The 18,174-nt window shown below is 64.6% G+C and carries 17 protein-coding genes and 1 tRNA gene; 9 read left to right on the top strand and 9 right to left on the bottom strand.

From position 1 onward, the window contains the following. Positions 1-51 precede the first annotated feature (51 nt). Positions 52-124, top strand: a tRNA-Thr gene (locus CHB96_RS05700). Positions 125-203: 79 nt separating this feature from the next. On the opposite strand, the gene CHB96_RS05695 is transcribed toward CHB96_RS05700, so the two are convergent. Continuing rightward, positions 204-1,415, bottom strand: coding sequence for a pyridoxal phosphate-dependent aminotransferase (locus CHB96_RS05695; protein ID WP_089244003.1), 1,212 nt, complete (start codon positions 1,413-1,415; stop codon positions 204-206). Between the two features lie 93 nt (positions 1,416-1,508). On the opposite strand from CHB96_RS05695, the gene CHB96_RS05690 reads away from it, so the two are divergent. Beyond that, positions 1,509-2,096, top strand: coding sequence for a winged helix-turn-helix transcriptional regulator (locus tag CHB96_RS05690; protein WP_089244700.1), 588 nt, complete (start codon positions 1,509-1,511; stop codon positions 2,094-2,096). A 4-nt stretch (positions 2,097-2,100) separates the two neighbouring features. Here the strand turns inward: CHB96_RS05690 and CHB96_RS30280 are convergent, their stop codons facing one another. The 3 genes from CHB96_RS30280 to CHB96_RS05680 form a co-directional block, all read right to left on the bottom strand. Further along, positions 2,101-2,232, bottom strand: coding sequence for a hypothetical protein (locus tag CHB96_RS30280; RefSeq protein WP_281254396.1), 132 nt, complete (start codon positions 2,230-2,232; stop codon positions 2,101-2,103). Between the two features lie 153 nt (positions 2,233-2,385). Further along, positions 2,386-3,153, bottom strand: a complete 768-nt coding sequence (locus CHB96_RS05685) for a TIM barrel protein (RefSeq protein ID WP_089244001.1) — start codon at positions 3,151-3,153, stop codon at positions 2,386-2,388. Position 3,154: 1 nt separating this feature from the next. Beyond that, positions 3,155-4,177, bottom strand: a complete 1,023-nt coding sequence (locus CHB96_RS05680; RefSeq protein ID WP_089243999.1) for a Gfo/Idh/MocA family oxidoreductase — start codon at positions 4,175-4,177, stop codon at positions 3,155-3,157. A gap of 154 nt (positions 4,178-4,331) precedes the next feature. On the opposite strand from CHB96_RS05680, the gene CHB96_RS05675 reads away from it, so the two are divergent. From CHB96_RS05675 to CHB96_RS05665, 3 genes are all read left to right on the top strand, one after another. Beyond that, a complete protein-coding gene (locus tag CHB96_RS05675; protein ID WP_089244698.1) occupies positions 4,332-5,309 on the top strand; it encodes a LacI family DNA-binding transcriptional regulator in 978 nt (325 codons plus the stop codon). A 119-nt stretch (positions 5,310-5,428) separates the two neighbouring features. Continuing rightward, positions 5,429-7,342: a S16 family serine protease gene (locus tag CHB96_RS05670; RefSeq protein WP_245865289.1), complete on the top strand. Its 1,914-nt coding sequence runs from the start codon at positions 5,429-5,431 to the stop codon at positions 7,340-7,342. A 79-nt stretch (positions 7,343-7,421) separates the two neighbouring features. Next, a complete protein-coding gene (locus CHB96_RS05665; protein ID WP_089244694.1) occupies positions 7,422-8,135 on the top strand; it encodes a type 1 glutamine amidotransferase domain-containing protein in 714 nt (237 codons plus the stop codon). Between the two features lie 44 nt (positions 8,136-8,179). On the opposite strand, the gene CHB96_RS05660 is transcribed toward CHB96_RS05665, so the two are convergent. Together CHB96_RS05660 and CHB96_RS05655 are read right to left on the bottom strand one after the other, a co-directional pair. Then, entirely contained in the window at positions 8,180-9,850 is a 1,671-nt protein-coding gene (locus tag CHB96_RS05660; RefSeq protein ID WP_089243997.1) for a phospholipase D family protein, read from the bottom strand. A gap of 120 nt (positions 9,851-9,970) precedes the next feature. Next, entirely contained in the window at positions 9,971-10,327 is a 357-nt protein-coding gene (locus tag CHB96_RS05655) for a YybH family protein (protein WP_176444164.1), read from the bottom strand. Between the two features lie 70 nt (positions 10,328-10,397). Here CHB96_RS05655 and CHB96_RS05650 point away from each other — a divergent pair, with 70 nt between their 5' ends. Then, positions 10,398-11,270: a LysR family transcriptional regulator gene (locus tag CHB96_RS05650; RefSeq protein WP_089243993.1), complete on the top strand. Its 873-nt coding sequence runs from the start codon at positions 10,398-10,400 to the stop codon at positions 11,268-11,270. A 29-nt stretch (positions 11,271-11,299) separates the two neighbouring features. Here the strand turns inward: CHB96_RS05650 and CHB96_RS05645 are convergent, their stop codons facing one another. Continuing rightward, on the bottom strand, positions 11,300-12,430 hold the full coding sequence (locus CHB96_RS05645) for an NADH:flavin oxidoreductase (RefSeq protein WP_089243991.1): 1,131 nt from the start codon (positions 12,428-12,430) through the stop codon (positions 11,300-11,302). A 69-nt stretch (positions 12,431-12,499) separates the two neighbouring features. Between CHB96_RS05645 and CHB96_RS05640 the strand changes: the two genes are divergently transcribed. From CHB96_RS05640 to CHB96_RS05630, 3 genes are all read left to right on the top strand, one after another. Continuing rightward, positions 12,500-13,321: an SDR family oxidoreductase gene (locus CHB96_RS05640; RefSeq protein WP_089243989.1), complete on the top strand. Its 822-nt coding sequence runs from the start codon at positions 12,500-12,502 to the stop codon at positions 13,319-13,321. A gap of 71 nt (positions 13,322-13,392) precedes the next feature. Beyond that, a complete protein-coding gene (locus CHB96_RS05635) occupies positions 13,393-14,544 on the top strand; it encodes an acyl-CoA dehydrogenase family protein (RefSeq protein ID WP_371828990.1) in 1,152 nt (383 codons plus the stop codon). Positions 14,545-14,564: 20 nt separating this feature from the next. Beyond that, positions 14,565-15,536, top strand: a complete 972-nt coding sequence (locus CHB96_RS05630; protein ID WP_089243985.1) for an ABC transporter substrate-binding protein — start codon at positions 14,565-14,567, stop codon at positions 15,534-15,536. Positions 15,537-15,581: 45 nt separating this feature from the next. Here the strand turns inward: CHB96_RS05630 and CHB96_RS05625 are convergent, their stop codons facing one another. After that, complete coding sequence (locus CHB96_RS05625; RefSeq protein ID WP_089243983.1) at positions 15,582-16,691, bottom strand: NDMA-dependent alcohol dehydrogenase; 1,110 nt, start codon at positions 16,689-16,691, stop codon at positions 15,582-15,584. A gap of 13 nt (positions 16,692-16,704) precedes the next feature. Continuing rightward, a complete protein-coding gene (locus CHB96_RS05620) occupies positions 16,705-18,162 on the bottom strand; it encodes an aldehyde dehydrogenase (protein ID WP_089243981.1) in 1,458 nt (485 codons plus the stop codon). Positions 18,163-18,174 lie beyond the last annotated feature (12 nt).

Genomic DNA, 18,174 nt, shown 5'->3' with positions numbered 1-18,174 from the left:
ATTTTATTTTCGGCAGGGTGCTCCGTTAGACTCACGAACGCCGAAAGGCACGCCGCCTTAGCTCAGTCGGTAGAGCATTTCACTCGTAATGAAAAGGTCAAGAGTTCGATTCTCTTAGGCGGCTCCGAAACGAAGTCCCCGTCACCATGTGACGGGGACTTCGTCGTATGCCGGGCTCGCGAATCCGAGCCCGGCGAGACCACTCATTGGCTGTAGTTCGCCAGGAACTTCCCTATCCGCCCGATGATCGCTTCGAGGTCGTCGGCGTGGGGGAGGGTGACGATGCGGAAGTGATCGGGCCGCGGCCAGTTGAACCCCGTCCCCTGGACGATGTGGAGCTTCTCCTGCAGGAGCAGGTCGAGCACGAACTTCTCGTCGTCGTGGATCTTGTAGTAATCCAGGTCGATTCGGGGGAACACGTAGAGCGCCCCCTTGGGCTTCACGCAGGAGATTCCGGGGATGTCGTTGAGCGACTTCCATGCCTGAGTGCTCTGTTCGTACAGACGCCCGCCCGGCGCGGTGAGTTCGAAGATGCTCTGACGACCACCGATGGCCACCGAAATCGCTTGCTGCCCGGGCACGTTCGGGCATAGTCGTAGACCGGCCAGCATGGTGAGCCCCTCGATGTAACTCGATGCGTCGACGGACGCGCCGGTCAGCACCATCCATCCAGCGCGCAGGCCTGCGCTTCGATACACCTTGGACAGGCCGGAGAACGTCACACACAGCACGTCCGACGCCAATGCTGCGGTGCTGGTGTGGCTCGCGCCGTCGTACAGGATTTTGTCGTAGATCTCGTCGGAGAAGACGACGAGTTCGTGCTGTCGCGCCAATTCCAGTATCTGCAACAGTATTTCGTCCGGGTAGACGGCGCCGGTGGGGTTGTTCGGGTTGATCAGCACGATCGCGCGGGTCCGGTCGGTGATCTTCGACGCGATGTCGTCGACGTCGGGGAACCACTCGGACTGCTCGTCGCACACGTAGTGAACGGCTCGCCCGCCGTTGAGCGTCGTCGCGGCTGTCCACAGTGGGAAGTCGGGCGCCGGGATCAGTACCTCATCACCGGTTTCGAGTAGCGCCGTCATCGACATCATCACCAGTTCGGAGACGCCGTTTCCGAGGAAGACGTTCTCGACATCGACGTCCTCGACGCCACGGGTCTCGTAGTACTGGACGACGGCGCGGCGGGCGTGCAGAAGGCCTTTGGACGTCGAGTATCCCGACGACGTCGGCAGTGTCCGCACGATGTCCGACAGGATCTCCTGTGGCGCGTCGAGACCGAACTCGAGGGGGTTGCCCGTGTTCAGCTTCACCACGTGGTGCCCCTCGGCTTCGAGGCGCGCGGCGTGCTCGGCCACGGGTCCACGAATCTCGTACGAGACGCCGGAGAGCTTGCTCGACTGCCTGACCTGCATGAGGAGTTCCTTTCGGTGCTGGAGTCACCCAACCTACTTGGTCAACCCAAGTTCGTGCTTGGAATTTCCAAGTGACGGCTTATCATGGCAAGCATGCCACGTCGGAGTTATCAGCAGTACTGCGCCATCGGTCGAGCACTCGACGTCGTCGGCGATCGGTGGAATCTGCTCGTCGTACGGGAACTGTGCGGCGGCCCGCGCCGATACAGCGATCTGTTCGCGGACCTGCCGGGAATCAGTACCGATGTGCTCGCTGCCCGGCTCCGGGATCTGGAAGCCGACGGCGTGATCGGTCGTCGACAGATAGGGCCACCGGCCAACGTGTCGGTCTACGTGCTGACCGAGGAGGGCGAGGGGTTGAGGCCCACTCTGAAGGCGCTGTCCGAGTGGGGCTCCGCACGGCTCGGCGAGCGCGGAGACAAGGACGCTGTCCGAGCGCATTGGATGGCGTTTCCAATCGGCGGCGCCATCGCAGAACGAATCGGCAAGGGATCGGCCAACGTGCGCATCGGTAGTGAGCCGACGTTCCATGTCGTCGTGGGCGACGGCGTCGAGCATCACGACAACGAAATCGACTCTCCCGACGCGGAGATCGTCCTCGATCTGGACGACGCGATCGCGATCGTGCGCGGGGAGCGACGGCTCCCCGACGAGGCGGTGACGTGGCGCGCCTCCGAGTGACTCGTCAGACGAGTCCGCAGTTGGCGCGAATGATCTGACCGTTGATCCAGCGCCCGCGCGGTCCGGCCAGGAACGCGACGGCAGCGGCGATGTCATGGTCCCACTCGAGGGTTTGTCCACATGCGTGTCGAGACAAGTACTCACAGGCTTGTAATTCCTGTGCACAGCCACCGAGCTGGGGAAACAGAGGATGGGCTGGGTTTCATCCCCAGCCCATCCACAGGTATCGATCCATGGTCCTCGAGATTTCCACAGATCTATCCACAACCTGTTAGTGCATATGTTCGAATCAGGCGAACGCTGCCTCGAACGCGTCGAGCGCCGCGTCGGGATCACTCGACGCCCAGCCCTCCAGCCCGATCACGCCGTCGTAGCCGACGCGTCGTAGAGCAGCGGCGATCGCCGGGTAGTTGATCTCGCCTGTTCCTGGTTCACAGCGGCCGGGGACGTCGGCGACCTGGATTTCACCGATGTGCGGTAGCGACTCCTCGATGAGCGCGATCAGGTTTCCTTCGCCGATCTGCGCGTGGTACAGATCGAGGTTCATCTTCAGGTGAGGGCTGTCGACTGCGCGCACGAGCGCCAGTGTGTCGGCAGCCTTGGCGAACGGTGTCCGCGGATGGTCGACGGCCAGGTTGAGGTTCTCCAGTGTGAAGACACGTCCGGCCTCCTGGCCCAGTGCGGCAATCCTTTTCAGCGTGTCGACTGCCGTCAGCCACATAGACGGAGTGACGACATCGACCGGGCGTACCGGTAATCCGTTGCCGTCGAGCCCGGTTCCGTGCAGGTTGAGTCGAGGGCAGTCCAAAGTGGCTGCGACGGCGAGAGATTCGCGCGCAGTGTCGATCAGCCGGTCGATGCCGTCGGGCTCGGTGAGGTTGCCGTCGAGGTAGCCGGTCATCGACGAGAACGTCGCACCACTGGCGGCGAGGGCGTCGACATCCTTGGTGGCCCAGTTCCAGATCTCGACCTGCAGTCCGCGATCGGCGATGCGCTCGACGCGATCGAGAAACGGCAGGTCGAGGTACAGCATTTCGGCGCTGGCAGCGAGGATCATGTCAGGCCTCCAGCGTGACGGCAGCACCGGTCTCGACGCTGCGGATGCAGGCGAGGGCGATCTCGAGGGCGCGTCGCGCATCCTGGCCCGTGACGAGCGACGGGGTACCGAAGCGAACGGCGTCGACGAACGCGGTGAACTCGCCGATGTACGCCGAGCGCAGCAGATCGGTGTCGCTTCGTGCGGTGTCGACGTGCAATCCCGACGCGCCGTACAGCGTCATGTCGGTGCTGCGGCCGTCGCCTGCCGTCACCATTCCCTCCGAGCCGAACACCTCACCGCGCACGTCGTAGCCATACAGTGCACTGAAATTCGCTTCGGCGGTCGCGATGGCGCCGTTGTCGAATTGGATCGTCACGACGGCGGTGTCGAGGTGACCGCTGTCGCGCGCGTCGGGACGCACCAACGCGTCGGCGACGGCAGTGACGCGGACCGCGCGCGCACCCGGGTTCAAGAAGAACAGCGTGTCGAAGTCGTGAATGAGCGTCTCGAAGAAGATGGTCCACTGCGGGATGCGCGACGGGTCGGCGCCGAACGGGCCTGGGTCACGCGTCAGCGAGCGCAGAAGCTGTGGGGTTCCGATCTTTCCGTCGTCGATCGCTGTTCGTGCTGCCGCGAATCCCGGTGCGAAACGGCGATTGAAGCCCACCTGCAGTACGACGCCCGCGGCGTCGGCAGCCGCGATCGCACGGTCGGTGTCCTCCAGGGTGACGGCCATCGGCTTCTCGACGAAGGCGTGTTTGCCGGCCGCGGTCGCTGCTACGACGAGCTCGGTGTGACTGCGCGCGGGCGCCGAGATGACGACGGCGTCGATGTCGGGGTCGGCAAGAGCGTCGGCGACGTCGGTGTACGCCGTGGGTGCGTCGAGGCTGTCGGCCAGGGCCTGCGCCGCGCCGGGGACGGGATCGACGACGGCGACGAGTGCGGCACCGGGGACGCGTCGGGCAACGATCTCGGCATGGTTCTTGCCGATGCGACCTGCGCCGATCAGGGCCACACGCACGGTTGCGGCTGAGGATGACATGTTTTCTCCAGGAGGGAATGCGCTGCTCGGGATGAACTAGTACGTTCTAGTTCGAAGACGGTAGAGGTGCGAGGCGGTTTGGTCAACTACCGTTTTCTCGGATCGAGAAGGAAGGAACACGGTGACCGAGGAGATCGACGGTGCCCGACCCACGATGGCCGACGTCGCACGTATCGCGGGCGTCTCGCCGGCGCTGGTGTCCATCGTCATGCGGGGTGTCCCCGGCGCGAGCGACGAGACGAGAAAACGAATCACATCCATCGCCGACGACATCGGGTACGTTCCCGACCGCCGTGCGCAGAAGCTGCGGCAGACGAGCTCGCGCCTCCTCGGCGTCACGTTCGATCTGCAGCAGCCGTTCCACGGCGACCTCGTCGAACATGTCTATGCGGCCGCCGGTCGGCACGGGTACGACGTCATGCTCAGTGCCGTGGCGCCGACGCGGGACGAAGGCAGTGCCGTTCAAGCGCTGGTACGTGAGCGGTGCGAAGCAGCCCTTCTGCTCGGATCCGGTGTGGATGCAACGGAACTCGCAGGAATCGACGCGCGAGTCCCTGCCGTCACGTTGCTGCGAGCGAGCGGGGTGGACGGCATCGGATCGGTGCGCAGCGACGACGTGGCCGGAATCGCCTCGGCGGTCGAGCATCTCGCGGATCTCGGCCACACCCGCATCGCGCATATCGACGGTGGACGATCGGCGGGTGCGGAAGATCGACGTCGAGGATTCGTCGATGCAATACGACGGCGCGGACTGGAATCCGGCGCTCGCGTCGTAGCTGGCGGTGTCACGGAAACCGAAGGAGCAGAGGGGATGCGGATACTCCTCGCCGACGGTGAGGCGCCGACAGCCGTCGTAGCGTTCAACGACAACTCGGCAACCGGGGTCCTGGATCATCTGGTACGACGCGGAATCGGCGTACCAGGTGACATTTCCGTTGTCGGATACGACGATTCGAGGCTCGCGCGTATCGCCCACATTCAGTTGACATCGATCTCGCAGGACGTCGTCGCCCTCGCCGACGCGGCCGTCGACAGTGCGTTGGCGCGCATCGCGGGCGAACCGGTCCGCGACGTCGTCCTTGCCCCGACGCTGGTGCGTCGGCACACGACCGCCGGCCCGCGGCTCGGTTGAGCCCGCGCCCCCTAGCTCGAGTGGATCTACTCATGTACTCGGAGCCGCTCCATCTCCTAGATTGATAACCGATTTGTCCGTTTCGGTGTGGTGGGAGGGCTTCGATGCAGCGTCGGGAAGTGCGGAAGAAACGGGCGGTAGCACTCGCGGCGGCAGTGATGCTGACCGCAGGATGTGCGTCGACGACGACCGGAACGGCGATGTCCGAGGGGATGAGCGCGGTCTCGTCGGACGTCCGCTCGATCACCATCTCGCCGCTCTTCACCAGGGGGAACGGGGAGGGTGGGGTCGGTGAGGAAGTGGTCAGCAGGTCGGATACGTCGGACTCGTCGTTCCGTGTCGACTTCTCCGAGGACGAGGTCTCGGGCCTGGGCGACGCATCACGTGCGGCGTCGTGGAATGCCGCTATCGTGTCGACGCTGCTCATGTCGCAACCGCTGAACGGCCGGTTCGAGTTCGAGATCACCGGGTCGATCGACGGGCCGAGCGCCGGAGCCTTGAAGACCGTCGCACTCGTCGCGCTGCAGCGTGGTGAGCAGATCTCGTCGACGGCGACGATGACCGGAACCATCAACGCGACGGGCACGATCGGGCCGGTCGGCGGCATTCCGGAGAAAGTGGCGGCCGCGGGCGCCGACGGCTTCGACACCGTTCTGATTCCGCTCGGGCAGCGAAACAGTGTGGACCGCAACGGGGACAGCGTCGACGTCGTGCGAGTCGGTGAGCGAGCAGGCGTGAACGTCGTGGAAGTCGGTGACATCTTCGAGGCATACGGTCTGCTCACCGGCTCGGACCTGGAGCAGCCACGGCTGAATGCCGACACTCGGCTGGACAACCGCGCATACGACAAGATCGACGCCCAGTTCACTGCGGCCATGGGACGGTACGACGCGGCCCTGGTCCAACTGAATTCGCTGAACGTCGCCATCGCGCGCACGATGACGAGCACCGGCCTGCCGGATTCGGCCGCGAAGAGCGCCGAGAGGGCACGTGATCTGCAACGCCAAGGGCTCGCCGCAGGCGCTCTGGTCACGGCACTGGAGGCCGCCGCCGTGATGGAGGCGGCCTACGCCGTCGGGAATTCCGTGACGCCGTTGCTGACTCAGGGGCCGGATGGGTTGTCCGCCTTCGTCACTCAGGCCACCAACACCGGACCGGCCGAAGCGGCATTCTTCTCGTTCCTCGATTCGCTTGCGACCTTCGAGCCGAAGACGCTCACCGACGTCGAAGCGATCGTCAACGCATACGCAGGCACATTCGACGCGCTGACGATCCTGGATTTCGCGGTCAACGAACTCGAGGCCATGCAGGACCGGATGGATCAGCGAATCGAGCTCGAAGAGTTCGTCAGCGCACTCTCCGTTCCTCTGATCTATCTCGAAGCGGCGAAATCGCAGTTGGCGGGAACCAAGGTGGTGTGGGAGGTCGGGCGCGACAACCCCGGTGCCACTATCGATTCCGCGGTCGATCTGCAGCAGGTCGGTGACTTCTTCCGACGCGGCGCCGACGCGAATCTCGCAGCGTTCAGGACGGGCTTTCCTGCGCAGGTGGCCGAGCGTGGTGGCCGGTCCATCGATTCCGTCATCAGCCGCCTGTCGTACATGGACATCGACGTCGCAGCGGCCGTTCACCAGAAGAATGCGCAGCCTGCCATCGAGAAATACCTCGGCGAAGGGACACCGAGCGGGTTCTACGCGACCCTCGGATACGGCGTCAGCAATTACGTGCGGAACCAGCAATTGGTCGAGAAGTACTACAACAACGCAATCACCGACGAGAACCTCGCCGTCACCGGATTCCTGTACGAGAACGCACTGTCCAACGCCTTCGATCTTGCACGAGCGCAACTGTCGTCGGACATCGCGGAACTGCAGGCTGGCGGTACGCAACCGGTCATCACGGTCGGGCAGTTCGAGAGCGCGAGTGTGCGCCGGGCGGGAACTCCCATCGAACAGTTCAACGCACTCGGCGCATACAACAGCGGTTACCTGACGACGCGAGTCATGACGTACCTGAGTTCATCCGGCAAGTGACGCCCCCGTGGGCCGGGGTCTCACGCAGGCGTGGGAAAGAGAAGATTGATCCCCGACGTCTTCGGGCATGCAACCGTTCATGACAAAGTTGCTTTTCGCAGTCACAGCCGCCGACAAGTGGACCTTGAAGGACGGAACGAAGCATCCGACGGGCTTCTGGGCCGAGGAACTGGTCGCGTCGCACCGCACGTTCGTCGATGCGGGCTGGGACGTGACGGTCGCGTCGCCCGGTGGGAAGCCTTCCGTCGTCGACGAGGGGTCTCTTGCTGTCGACGCCAACGGCGGTGACGAAGCCAAGGTGGAGGATCTGAAGAAGTACCTCGAGACGATCGATTCGGTCCTGAAGAAGCCTGCGGTGCTCGAAGATCAGCACGCTGCAGACTACGACGCAGTCTTCGTCCCCGGCGGGCACGGGCCGATGGAAGATCTAGCTGTGTCGGCGGAGTTCGGGGCGCTCGTGAAGGACCTGCTCGACGCGGGCAAGGTGGTCTCGGCGGTCTGTCACGCACCGGCAGCGCTGTTGCCTGCGACGCGCGCGGACGGCACCTGGGCGTTCGACGGGTACGAGCTCACCAGCTTCACCGACGAAGAAGAAACCCAGGCAGGCTTGGCCGACAAGGCGCCGTGGCTGCTCGAGAGCAAGTTGCGAGAGTCGGGGGCACGCTTCTCGGGTGGTGAGGCATGGCAGCCCCACATCATCGTGGACCGGAACCTCTACACCGGGCAGAACCCGTCGTCGACGAAACCGCTGGCAGACAGGGTTGTGGCGGCGTTGCCACCCGTGCGTGCATAGTTTGTGCCTGGACCAACTATGCACGCACAGGTGGCGAAGCCACACTAGAACTTCTTGCGGAACCGCATCCCGATGGGGCGGCCGTCGGGGTCGACGAACAGCCGGTACGCCACCGACGCGAGCCGCTGCTGCCACACGGGCGGTACGTCGATGTCGTGACGCCTGAGCCGCCCGGCAGGACGAGGACTGTTCGACGGCGCCTTGTGCCACTCGTCCAGGCGGTCCGCGTGCGCGGCGACGGTCTCGAAGCACGACGACGGATCGATCAGGTCGTCGTCGTCCCCGTCGTCACGTCCGAGGTGTTCGCGCATCAGTTCCAGACGTAACTCACGGGCGTAGACGCGTGCACCGTCACCGAGTCCTGCGGGATCTCGAGGCTCGCGTCGGTCCTTCTCCTCGTCGACGATCGCAGCGGTCAATTCCGAGTCGTGTGTCCAGGAGCGACGATTGAAGTTGTCGGAACCCACTGCCGCCCACACGTCGTCGACGATGCACACCTTCGAATGCACGTATACCGGTATGCCACGGTCGTTTTCGAGATCGAGGACGAGAACACGGTCGGCGCCGGCCTCGCGAATGACGTCGAGTGCAGCCGAATGGCCCAGCAGCGCAGAAGGAATGGTGATGGCACTGTCGTCGTCGAGATGTTTCGGTACGACGATGATCAACCGCAGTTCGGGCGAACGTCGCAGCGCAGCCGCGAACACCGTGGCGACGTCGACCGACCACAGGTACTGGTCCTCGACGTAGATCAGTTGCCGCGCACGTCGCAGCGCCTTGGCATAGGCCCGTGCAGTGCTGCGTTCGCCTCGCGTCGCGAAGGGGTAGGCCGGTCGTCGACGCGGATACGTGCGCAACAGCTGGATCGAGCACGAGCCCTGAGAGTCCGGCGCAGGACGCTGTTCTGGAAGTTCCGACGGCTCACGCGTCGCGCCGCGGAGGGTGTCGGGAATCGCGTGCCACGGCAACCGGGACAACGCGGCCGGATCCTCCCAGCGCTCGCGAAAGACGTCTTCGACGTCCCGAACGGCGGGGCCCTCGATCTGGACCTGCATGTCGTGCCACGCCGGGATCTCGCCGTACTCGGGCGGGAACGGCCTGCTGACCGGGTCGCCGAAATGATCGGCGTCGTCGCGTCGCGCACGGGCGAGATCGATGCCACCGACGAACGCGAGGTCGGTGCAATCAGCGTCCTGATATCGAATGACGACGAACTTCTGGTGGTGACTGCCGAGCGCGAGCACCCGCTGATCGAGGATCACCTCGCCGCCCGCCTCTTCGAGTCGGAGAGCGAGCTTGCGGTTCTTCGGGCCGGTGAAACCGAGCGTCTCGATGTGCGAGCGCCACACCATGCCCTTGACGACGCCACCGCGCTGGGCGACGTCGGCCAGCGCGTCCTCGACGGTCACGTCGTCGGTGAGTTGCTGCTCCGGGTCGCCGCGCCAGTCGGTGAATGCCACCAGGTCACCGTCGCCTGCCCTCGCCAATGCGTCGGCGAGGGCGGCGAAGTACGGCTTGCCGTGTACGAGCGTCGTGACGCGGTTGCCGACGGTCCAGGCCGCGATGCGGGTGTCGGGGTTGCCGCGCTCGTCGGCGCTGAGGAACCACGGGTGCGACGACTCGAACTGCTGCACCTGTTCGTTCAGTGCGGCGCTGCTGCGGCCGAGCCGTCGGGCGACTGCGTCGATGGTCCTGGTCAGCCGCTGCGGTATCACGGAGAGGAATACTGTCAGAGGTCGTAGAGCAGCGCTTTATGAGCCTCCCATATCGCCGAGATCGAGGTTGTGTCGCGTTTTCGCGGAATTTCCGTACACAACCTCGATCTCGGCGGGAGGTCAGGACGTCGACGTGAACTCCGGCTGGTCGATGATGCGCAGCCACGAACCGTCCGGCTGACGCTGGACCACCTGGGCGCGGGCGCCTGCACCGTCCTTGGGAGCCGTCGACGTCAGCGCGATGTCGCCGTTGACGAGCGTCGGCAAGCCTTCTTCCAGTTCGAAGTGCGGGCCGTGGGCCAGAACCGACGCCCACAGCTCGCGGATCGCGGCCCGCCCGACGGTCGTCCGACCTGCGGGATACGCCATGACGGCGTTCTCGGCGTACAGAGCGGCGACGCCGTCGGCATCTCCTGCGTTGGAACGTTCGACGAACAGTCGCGTGATGTCTTCCGGGGTCATTGCTTTCTTCGTCATGTCTCCACTGTGCTGGGCTGGTATTCAGAAGTCCAACGCATTGTTCCGATGGAAACTAGAATCCCTGGTTATGGAACTTCGGCAATTGGAGTACTTCGTCGCGGTCGCCGAGGAAGCGAACTTCACGCGCGCGGCGGAACGGGTCAGGATCAGTCAGTCGGGGATCAGTGCGCAGATCCGGGCGCTCGAGCGGGAGGTCGGTGCATCCTTGATCGACCGCAGCTCGCGAGTGGCGAGCCTGACGGTCGCCGGAAAGGCTGCGCTCGAGCATGCACGGGCAGCTCTTGCGTCGGCGGAGTCGGTGCAACGTAGCGTCGACGAGGTCAACCTCTTGGTACGCGGACGACTCGATGTCGGCATGGTCACCGCGTGCACCGTCACCCCGCTGTTCGACGCGTTGGCCGCCTTCCATCATGCGCATCCAGGCGTGGAAGTGTCTCTGGCCGAGGGTAATTCGGATGTGCTGATCCAGCGAGTGCTTGCCGGAACGCTGGACGTCGCACTGGTGGGTACCGCGTCCGATCCGCCCGCGGAGCTCGAATCGTTCGTGCTGATCCGGGAGGGGTTGGCGGTATGTGTGCCACCTGGCCATCCACTTGCATCGCGGCGTGAAGTGACGGTGGCGGAGGTATGCGAGCACCCCGTCGTGTGTCTGCCGGTGGGCACGGGGATCAGGGCGGTGTTCGACGAAACCTGTTCTCGGGCTGGGGTGGACGCGCACATAGCGCTTGCTGCCAGCGCCCCGGCGGCGGTCGCGGACCTCGCCGCGCGGGGCATGGGGGTCGGGGTGCTGAGCCGGTCGATGAGCGCAGATTTCTCGGATCGTCTCGAGGCGGTGCCCATCTCGGACGTCGCAGTGGACGCGGTTCTCGCGCTCGTGTGGTCGCCGAATCCGAGCGCCGCGGTGAGGGCGCTGACGCGCCTCGTGAGTGAAAATGTATAGAGGGCTATACATTTTCACTCACGAAGGGATTAGTTCAACGACGTGATGTGATCCCGCGAGAACGCGACCCGCTCGTCGAGGCGGCCCGCCTCGACCTTGTTCACCCACTCGGGATCGGCGAGGAGCGCACGCCCGACGGCCACGACGTCGAATTCCTCACGCTCGAACTGCTTCAGCAGAGGCTCCAGACCTGTGGTCGCCGACGCGGCGTCGTCGCCCCATGCGCCGTCGAACACCTTGTCCAGGCCGACCGATCCGACGGTGATCGTCGGCAGCCCGGTGATCGTCTTGGTCCAACCCGCAAGTCCGCGTTCACCTTCCACGCCGGCGAGCTCGGGGAACGCCGGCTCCCAGTGCCGCCGGGTCGACGGGTGCAGCACGTCGACTCCTGCGTTCACGAGCGGTGCGAGGACGCGTTCGAGTTCCTGCGGGGTCTGCGCGATCCGGGCGTCGTAGTGATCGGCCTTCCACTGCGAGTAGCGGTAGACGATCGCGAAATCCTCGCCGACGGCAGCGCGGATGGCCGCGACGACCTCCGCGGGGAAGCGTGTGCGAGCTTCCAATGAACCGCCATAGATATCGGCGCGAACATTGGTTGTCTCCCAGAAGAATTCGTCGAGAAGATATCCGTGTGCACCGTGGAGTTCGACGCCGTCGAAACCGACACGCTGAGCGTTGACGGCCGCATCGACCCAGTACTGGAGAAGCTTCTCGAGATCGCCGGGAAGAAGTGCCTGTCCGACGGCAGTGCCGTCGAGCGCGAGACCCGAGGGGCTGACGGTTTCCGCGTCGGGATTCAGGCGCGGCGCGGAGCCACGCTGCACGCCCAGGTGCCACAGCTGCGGAATGATCGCGCTGCCCTCGCTGTGCACCGCGTCGACGACGCTCTTCCAGCCGTCGAGACTGTCGGTGCCGTAGATGTGGGGGACGCGGGTGTCCGGGCCTGCTGCCGGGTCGGGGATGAGCGTGCCCTCGGTGATGATCAGGCTCGTGCCACCGGCGGCGCGCTTGCGGTAGTACTCGGCCACGTTCTCACCGGGAATACCGCCAGGTGAGAACGCGCGTGTCATCGGCGCCATCGCGAATCGGTTGCGCAGCTTCAAGGATTTGACCTCGAGCGGCGAGAAAAGATCTGACGTGGTTACGGCGGTTTCGGTCACCTCATGTGCGAACCGGCGACCGGTGCCTGCTATTCCTCGGGCATGGGACCAGGGTGATATACCTGGGTGATGAAGGTTACAGGCAAGGTTGCTGTCGTCACCGGTGGAGGCGGCGGAATCGGGGGAGCCCTCGCCGAACGGCTGGCCGCGGAAGGGGCGCGTGTCGTCGTATCCGATCTGAATCCGACGACGGCCTCCGAGGTCGTCGCGAGAATCGACCGGACCAGCCCCGGTGCCGCGGTCTCGCTCGGCGGCGATGCGTCCAAGACCGAGGACATCACAGCTCTCGTCGCGTTGGCAGAGGACACCTTCGGGCCCGTCGACCTGTATTTCGCGAATGCGGGCATCAGCGGCGCACCCGGGCTCGACGCCACCGAAACCGACTGGGATCTGTCCTTCGATGTCAACGTTCGTGCACACATCAGAGCGGCTCAGCTGCTCGTCCCGAAGTGGCTCGAGCGCGGCGAGGGCTACTTCGTCAGCACCGCGTCCGCGGCAGGACTTCTGACCCAAATCGGTTCTGCCACATACTCGACCACCAAACATGCTGCCGTGGGATTCGCCGAATGGCTCAACGTGACGTACGGAGACCGCGGAATCCGAGTCAGCTGCCTGTGCCCGATGGGCGTCAACACGAAACTGCTGTACGAAGGCCAGGATTCGGGTGACGCTTTGGGGATCGCTGCGACCAAGGCGGTGTTGTCCGCGGGCGAGGTGCTCGAGGCGTCCGACGTCGCCGAGATCGTCCTCGCAGCGATGGACGCCGAACAGTTCTTGATACTTCCGCATGCCACCGTGCTCGACATGTATCGAAACAAGGGCGCCGACTACGACCGCTGGCTGCGCGGAATGCGCCGCTACCAGAACACATTGCTGGGCCAGACCAACTGAGGGGATCTCACGTGTCGTTCTTCGAAAGAACCGATCGCGCACAGAAATACGAGTCCGACCTGCTCGAATTCATGGACTCGCACATCTATCCCGCCGAGGCGATCTACGACGAACAGATGCGTGACGCGGGTGATCCGCATGCGCAACCGCAAGTACTCGAAGACCTCAAGACCGAGGCACGACGCCGGGGCCTGTGGAATCTTTTCCATCCACATCCCGAGTGGGGTCCTGGCCTGACCAACCTCGAGTACGCGCCGCTCGCCGAGATCATGGGCCGCAGCCTGCTGGCTCCGGAAGCATGTAACTGCAACGCTCCCGACACCGGCAACATGGAAGTCTTCACGCTGTTCGGCACCGACGAGCACAAGGAAAAGTATCTGAAGCCGTTGCTGGACGGCACAATTCGCTCGGCGTTCGCGATGACCGAACCCGACGTCGCGAGCTCCGACGCCACCAACATCGAGATGAGCATGGTTCTCGACGGTGACGACTATGTGTTGAACGGCCGAAAGTGGTTCGCGTCCAACGCGATGCACAAGAACTGTCGGGTCCTGATCGTCATGGGCAAGACCGATCCCGACGCCGCGACGCACCGGCAGCAGTCGATGCTCGTCGTACCCATCGATGCGCCGGGCGTGACCGTCGTCCGCAATCTCCCTGTCTTCGGGTACATCGACCGCGAAGGGCATGCCGAGATCCTGTTCGAGGACGTGCGGGTGCCGACGAAGGACGTATTGAAAGGTCCGGGTGAGGGATTCGCGATCAGCCAGGCACGCCTCGGGCCTGGACGCATCCACCATGCGATGCGGACCATCGGCGTCGCCGAGCGCGCGCTGGAAGCACTGTGCCGCAGGGCGTCGTCGCGCATCACGTTCGGCAAACCCGTCGCGGCGCGGGCGAACATCCAGGACTGGATCGCCGAAGCGCGCATCGACATCGAGATGACGCGGTTGCTGACGCTGAAAGCCGCGCACCTGATGGACACCGTCGGCAACAAGGAGGCGCGGACCGAGATCGCGGCGATCAAGGTCGCGGCTCCGGAGATGGCGCTGAAGATCATCGACAGGGCCATTCAGGTTCACGGTGGTGGTGGCGTGTCCAACGACTTCCCGCTGGCGATGATGTATGCCCATGTGCGGACGCTGCGCTTGGCGGATGGCCCCGACGAGGTGCACAAGCGCGCCATCGCGAAAATGGAACTAAGGAAGTATCTCAAAGGCTAGGCTGTGCTAACTTCCTCGGCATGAAACGAATCGTCGTTGCCGCCCTGGTCGTCGCCGGTCTCGTCGCCTGCAGCAGCGAGGGCGAGGAGGAGGCGTCGGCCGATACGCGGACCGTCACCATCGAGCATGTCGCCGGCTCGACGACCATCGAGGGCACCCCGGAGCGCATCGTCGCGCTCGGGCAGCAGTGGGTCGACGCGTTGGCGGAATTCGACGTCACACCCGTCGGTTACATCGCGGCAGGTGCGCAGGGTGACGACCGCAAGTTGTTCCCATGGCAGTCGGGGCTTGCCGAGGACTCGCAGATGCTCGATTCGACGTCGGTCGATTCGATGAACGCCACGCCGCCGGTCGAGGAGATCGCCGCGCTGAACCCCGATCTGATCCTGGTCTCCGGGGTGGCGTCCGCGGATCCGCTGAAGGGGCTGAACGACATTGCGCCGACGGTCTTCCCCGAGGCCGCAACCGTCGACAGCTGGCAGTGGCAGATCGAAACGCTCGGCAACATCCTGGACCGTCAGGACGACGCCGCTGCGATCATCGCCGAGGGTGAGGCCTTCACCGACGGGATAGTCGCCGAGTATCCGGGCCTCGACGGCAAAACTGCTGTTCTAGCCCAATACATTGTCGCCACGCAGCAAGCCGTCGCCGTCGTCAATCCCGATGACGGTGCCGCGCAGGTCTTCGGCAGCATCGGAATGAGCGTCCCGGCCGACCTCGCGGCCTCTCCCGACGTCATGGGCGGCCGGATCACTTTCAGTCCTGAGCGCATCAGCGACCTGACGGCCGACCTAGTCGTCATGCTTCCCAATGGCGGTACCGCGGCCGACCTCGAGGCGCTTCCCGGATTCAACTCGCTGCCGGCCGTGGCAGGTGGGGGACTGGCGGTGCAGGACTACGCCACCGTCGTTGGATTCAATCTGCCGTCCAAGGCGTCGATCGAATACTCGCTCGACCGGATTCGTCCGCAGCTCGAAGCCCTCGGCTCGTGAGTGAAAATGTATAGGGGGCTATACATTTTCACTCACGAGGCCGTTTCAGAGGTGAATCACCCCACGCATATTTTTCCCGTCGCGCAGGTCCTGGTACCCCTCGTTGACCTGATCCAATGTGTAGGTGTTGGTGATCAGCTCGTCGAGCTTCAGCTGCCCTGCATCCCATAGGCGCAGTAGTCGCACGATGTCGTACTGCGGGTTCGCGGAACCGAACAGCGTGCCCTTGATCGTCTTCTGGTTCAGTGTCAGATCGGTGCCGGAGACGTGCACGGTCAGCGCGGCCGGGTCTGCGAGACCGGTGATGACGACGGTTCCGCCCTTGCCGATTGCGGCCGTCGCCGCCTGTACGACTTCTTCGTCGACGGTGCCGACGAGAATCAGCGCCTGATCCGCGCCCTGTCCCCATGTCAGTTCGGTGAGCTTCTCCTGCGCCGACGCGGCATCCGCAAAGGCATGCGTCGCACCGAATTTCAGCGCCTGGTTGCGCTTGAACTCCAGCGGGTCGACGACGAGTACATGCTTGGCACCGGCATGCACCGCGCCTTGGACGGCATTGATGCCGAGACCGCCGATGCCGTAGATGATCACCGAGTCACCGGCGCGCACACCGCCCGCGTAGACGGCCGTGCCCCAGCCCGACGGCACACCGCAGCCGACGAGAACCGCTGTCTCCAAGGGCAACCAGTCGTCGACCTTCACTACGGAGTGCTGCGAGATTGTCGCACGCTCGGCGAAAGTTCCCAGCATGCACATCGCGCCGAATTCGGTTCCCTTGCTGTCGCGACGACGGAAGGTGCCGTCGGGCATGCAGCCTTCGAGAATCGTTGCGCCCATGTCGCACAGGTTCTGTCGGCCCGTCGAACAGTATCGACACGTACCGCAGTTGGGGATGAACGAGCACACGACGTGATCGCCCGGCTTGACCTTGGTGACGCCGGGTCCGATTTCCTCGATGATGCCCGAGCCTTCGTGGCCGCCGACGATCGGAAAGCGCGGTGGCAGATCGCCGTCGAGCAGATGCAGGTCGGAATGACACAGCCCGGCGGCTGTGTACTTGATGAGGACTTCGCCGGGCCCCGGTCCGTCGAGTTCGAGCTCGAGGATCTCGAAGGGCTTGTGGGGCTCGAACAGTACTGCGGCTTTGGTCTTCATGTGAAACGCTCCTCTACCGGTAGATGGACTTGACTGATTGGAAGTTGCGCAGGGCGTCGGGACCGAGCTCGCGGCCGATTCCGCTGTCCTTCACGCCGCCGAACGGTGAGCCGGGATCGACCATGTAACGGTTGATACCGATGGTTCCGGTGCGAATCTGCTTCGCGACGCCGTATCCGCGTTCCTCGTCCGAGGTCCAGACGGTGCCGCCGAGCCCGAAGTCGGTGTCGTTGGCGATGCGTACGGCCTCGGCTTCGTCGCCGTACGGGATGACCGACAGGACCGGGCCGAAAATCTCCTCCTGCGCGATGGCCTGATTGTTGTCGACGTCGGCGAACACGGTCGGCTGCACGAACCATCCGCGATCGAGATCGGCGGGCCTGCCACCGCCTGCGACGAGCCGGGCGCCGTCGCCACTGCCCTTGGCGATGTAGCCCTCGACTCGATCTCGTTGGCGCTCACTGGCCATGGGGCCGATCTGCGTCGCGGGATCGAGCGCGTCACCGACGGACAGCGAATTCGCGAACGCCTCGAACACACCGACCACCTCGTCGTATCGGCTGCGCGGCGCGAGTACTCGGGTGCCGAGGAAGCACGTCTGCCCGTTGTTCAAGAACGTTGCGCCGAACAGATCTTCGCCGATCTTCGACAGGTCCAGATCGGCGTCGTCGAGCACGATGGCTGCGGACTTGCCGCCGAGCTCCAACGTCACCGGACGCAGCAGGCGCCCACAGGTTTCGGCGATGGATCGGCCCGCTGCGGTGGACCCGGTGAACGCGACCTTGTCGACGCCCGGGTGCGAAACGAGATACGCGCCGATCTCGCGTCCGCCGGGTACGATGTTGATCACGCCTGCCGGAATTCCCGCTGCCATAACGGCTTCCACGAACGGGATGGAGTCGAGCACGGTCTCGGGGGAGGGCTTGATGACGATCGTGCATCCGGCAGCGAGGGCTGGTGCGTGCTTGAACGCCGCGAGGGTCTGCGGGAAATTCCACGGAGCGATGGCGCCGACGACGCCGATCGGTTCGCGTCGTACCGTCGTTGTTCCGCCGATCAGGTGCGGATGCGATTCCTCGAACGTCGCCGTGCGCGCGAGGGCGGCGTAGTACCGCACCACGGCGACGGGGAAGCCGGCTTCGAGCTGCAGCGCGATCGAGATCGGCATGCCGTTCTGAGCGGAGACGATCGTGGCGATCTCGTCTCCGCGGGCTTCCAGCTCGTCGGCAAGGCGGTCGAGTGCGTCGGCGCGGCGCGACGGTTCCCACTGGCTCCAGCCGTCGGGATCGGCGAATGCGCGACGGGCCGCGGTGACCGCTGCGTCGACGTCCGCCTCCTGCGCCTCGGGTACCGAACCGATGACCTGCTCGGTACTGGCCGACCGCACGTCGATCCGTGCCGACGAACTCGGTGGGACCCACTCACCGCCGATGAACAGCGACTCCGCATGTATTGCTGTATCCGTATCCATGCATACATAGTG

This window comes from Rhodococcoides kyotonense (assembly GCF_900188125.1).
Lineage (GTDB): Bacteria > Actinomycetota > Actinomycetes > Mycobacteriales > Mycobacteriaceae > Rhodococcoides > Rhodococcoides kyotonense.
Note: the sequence above shows the minus strand (reverse complement) of the source record. Positions and strands in the feature narration are given on the sequence as shown.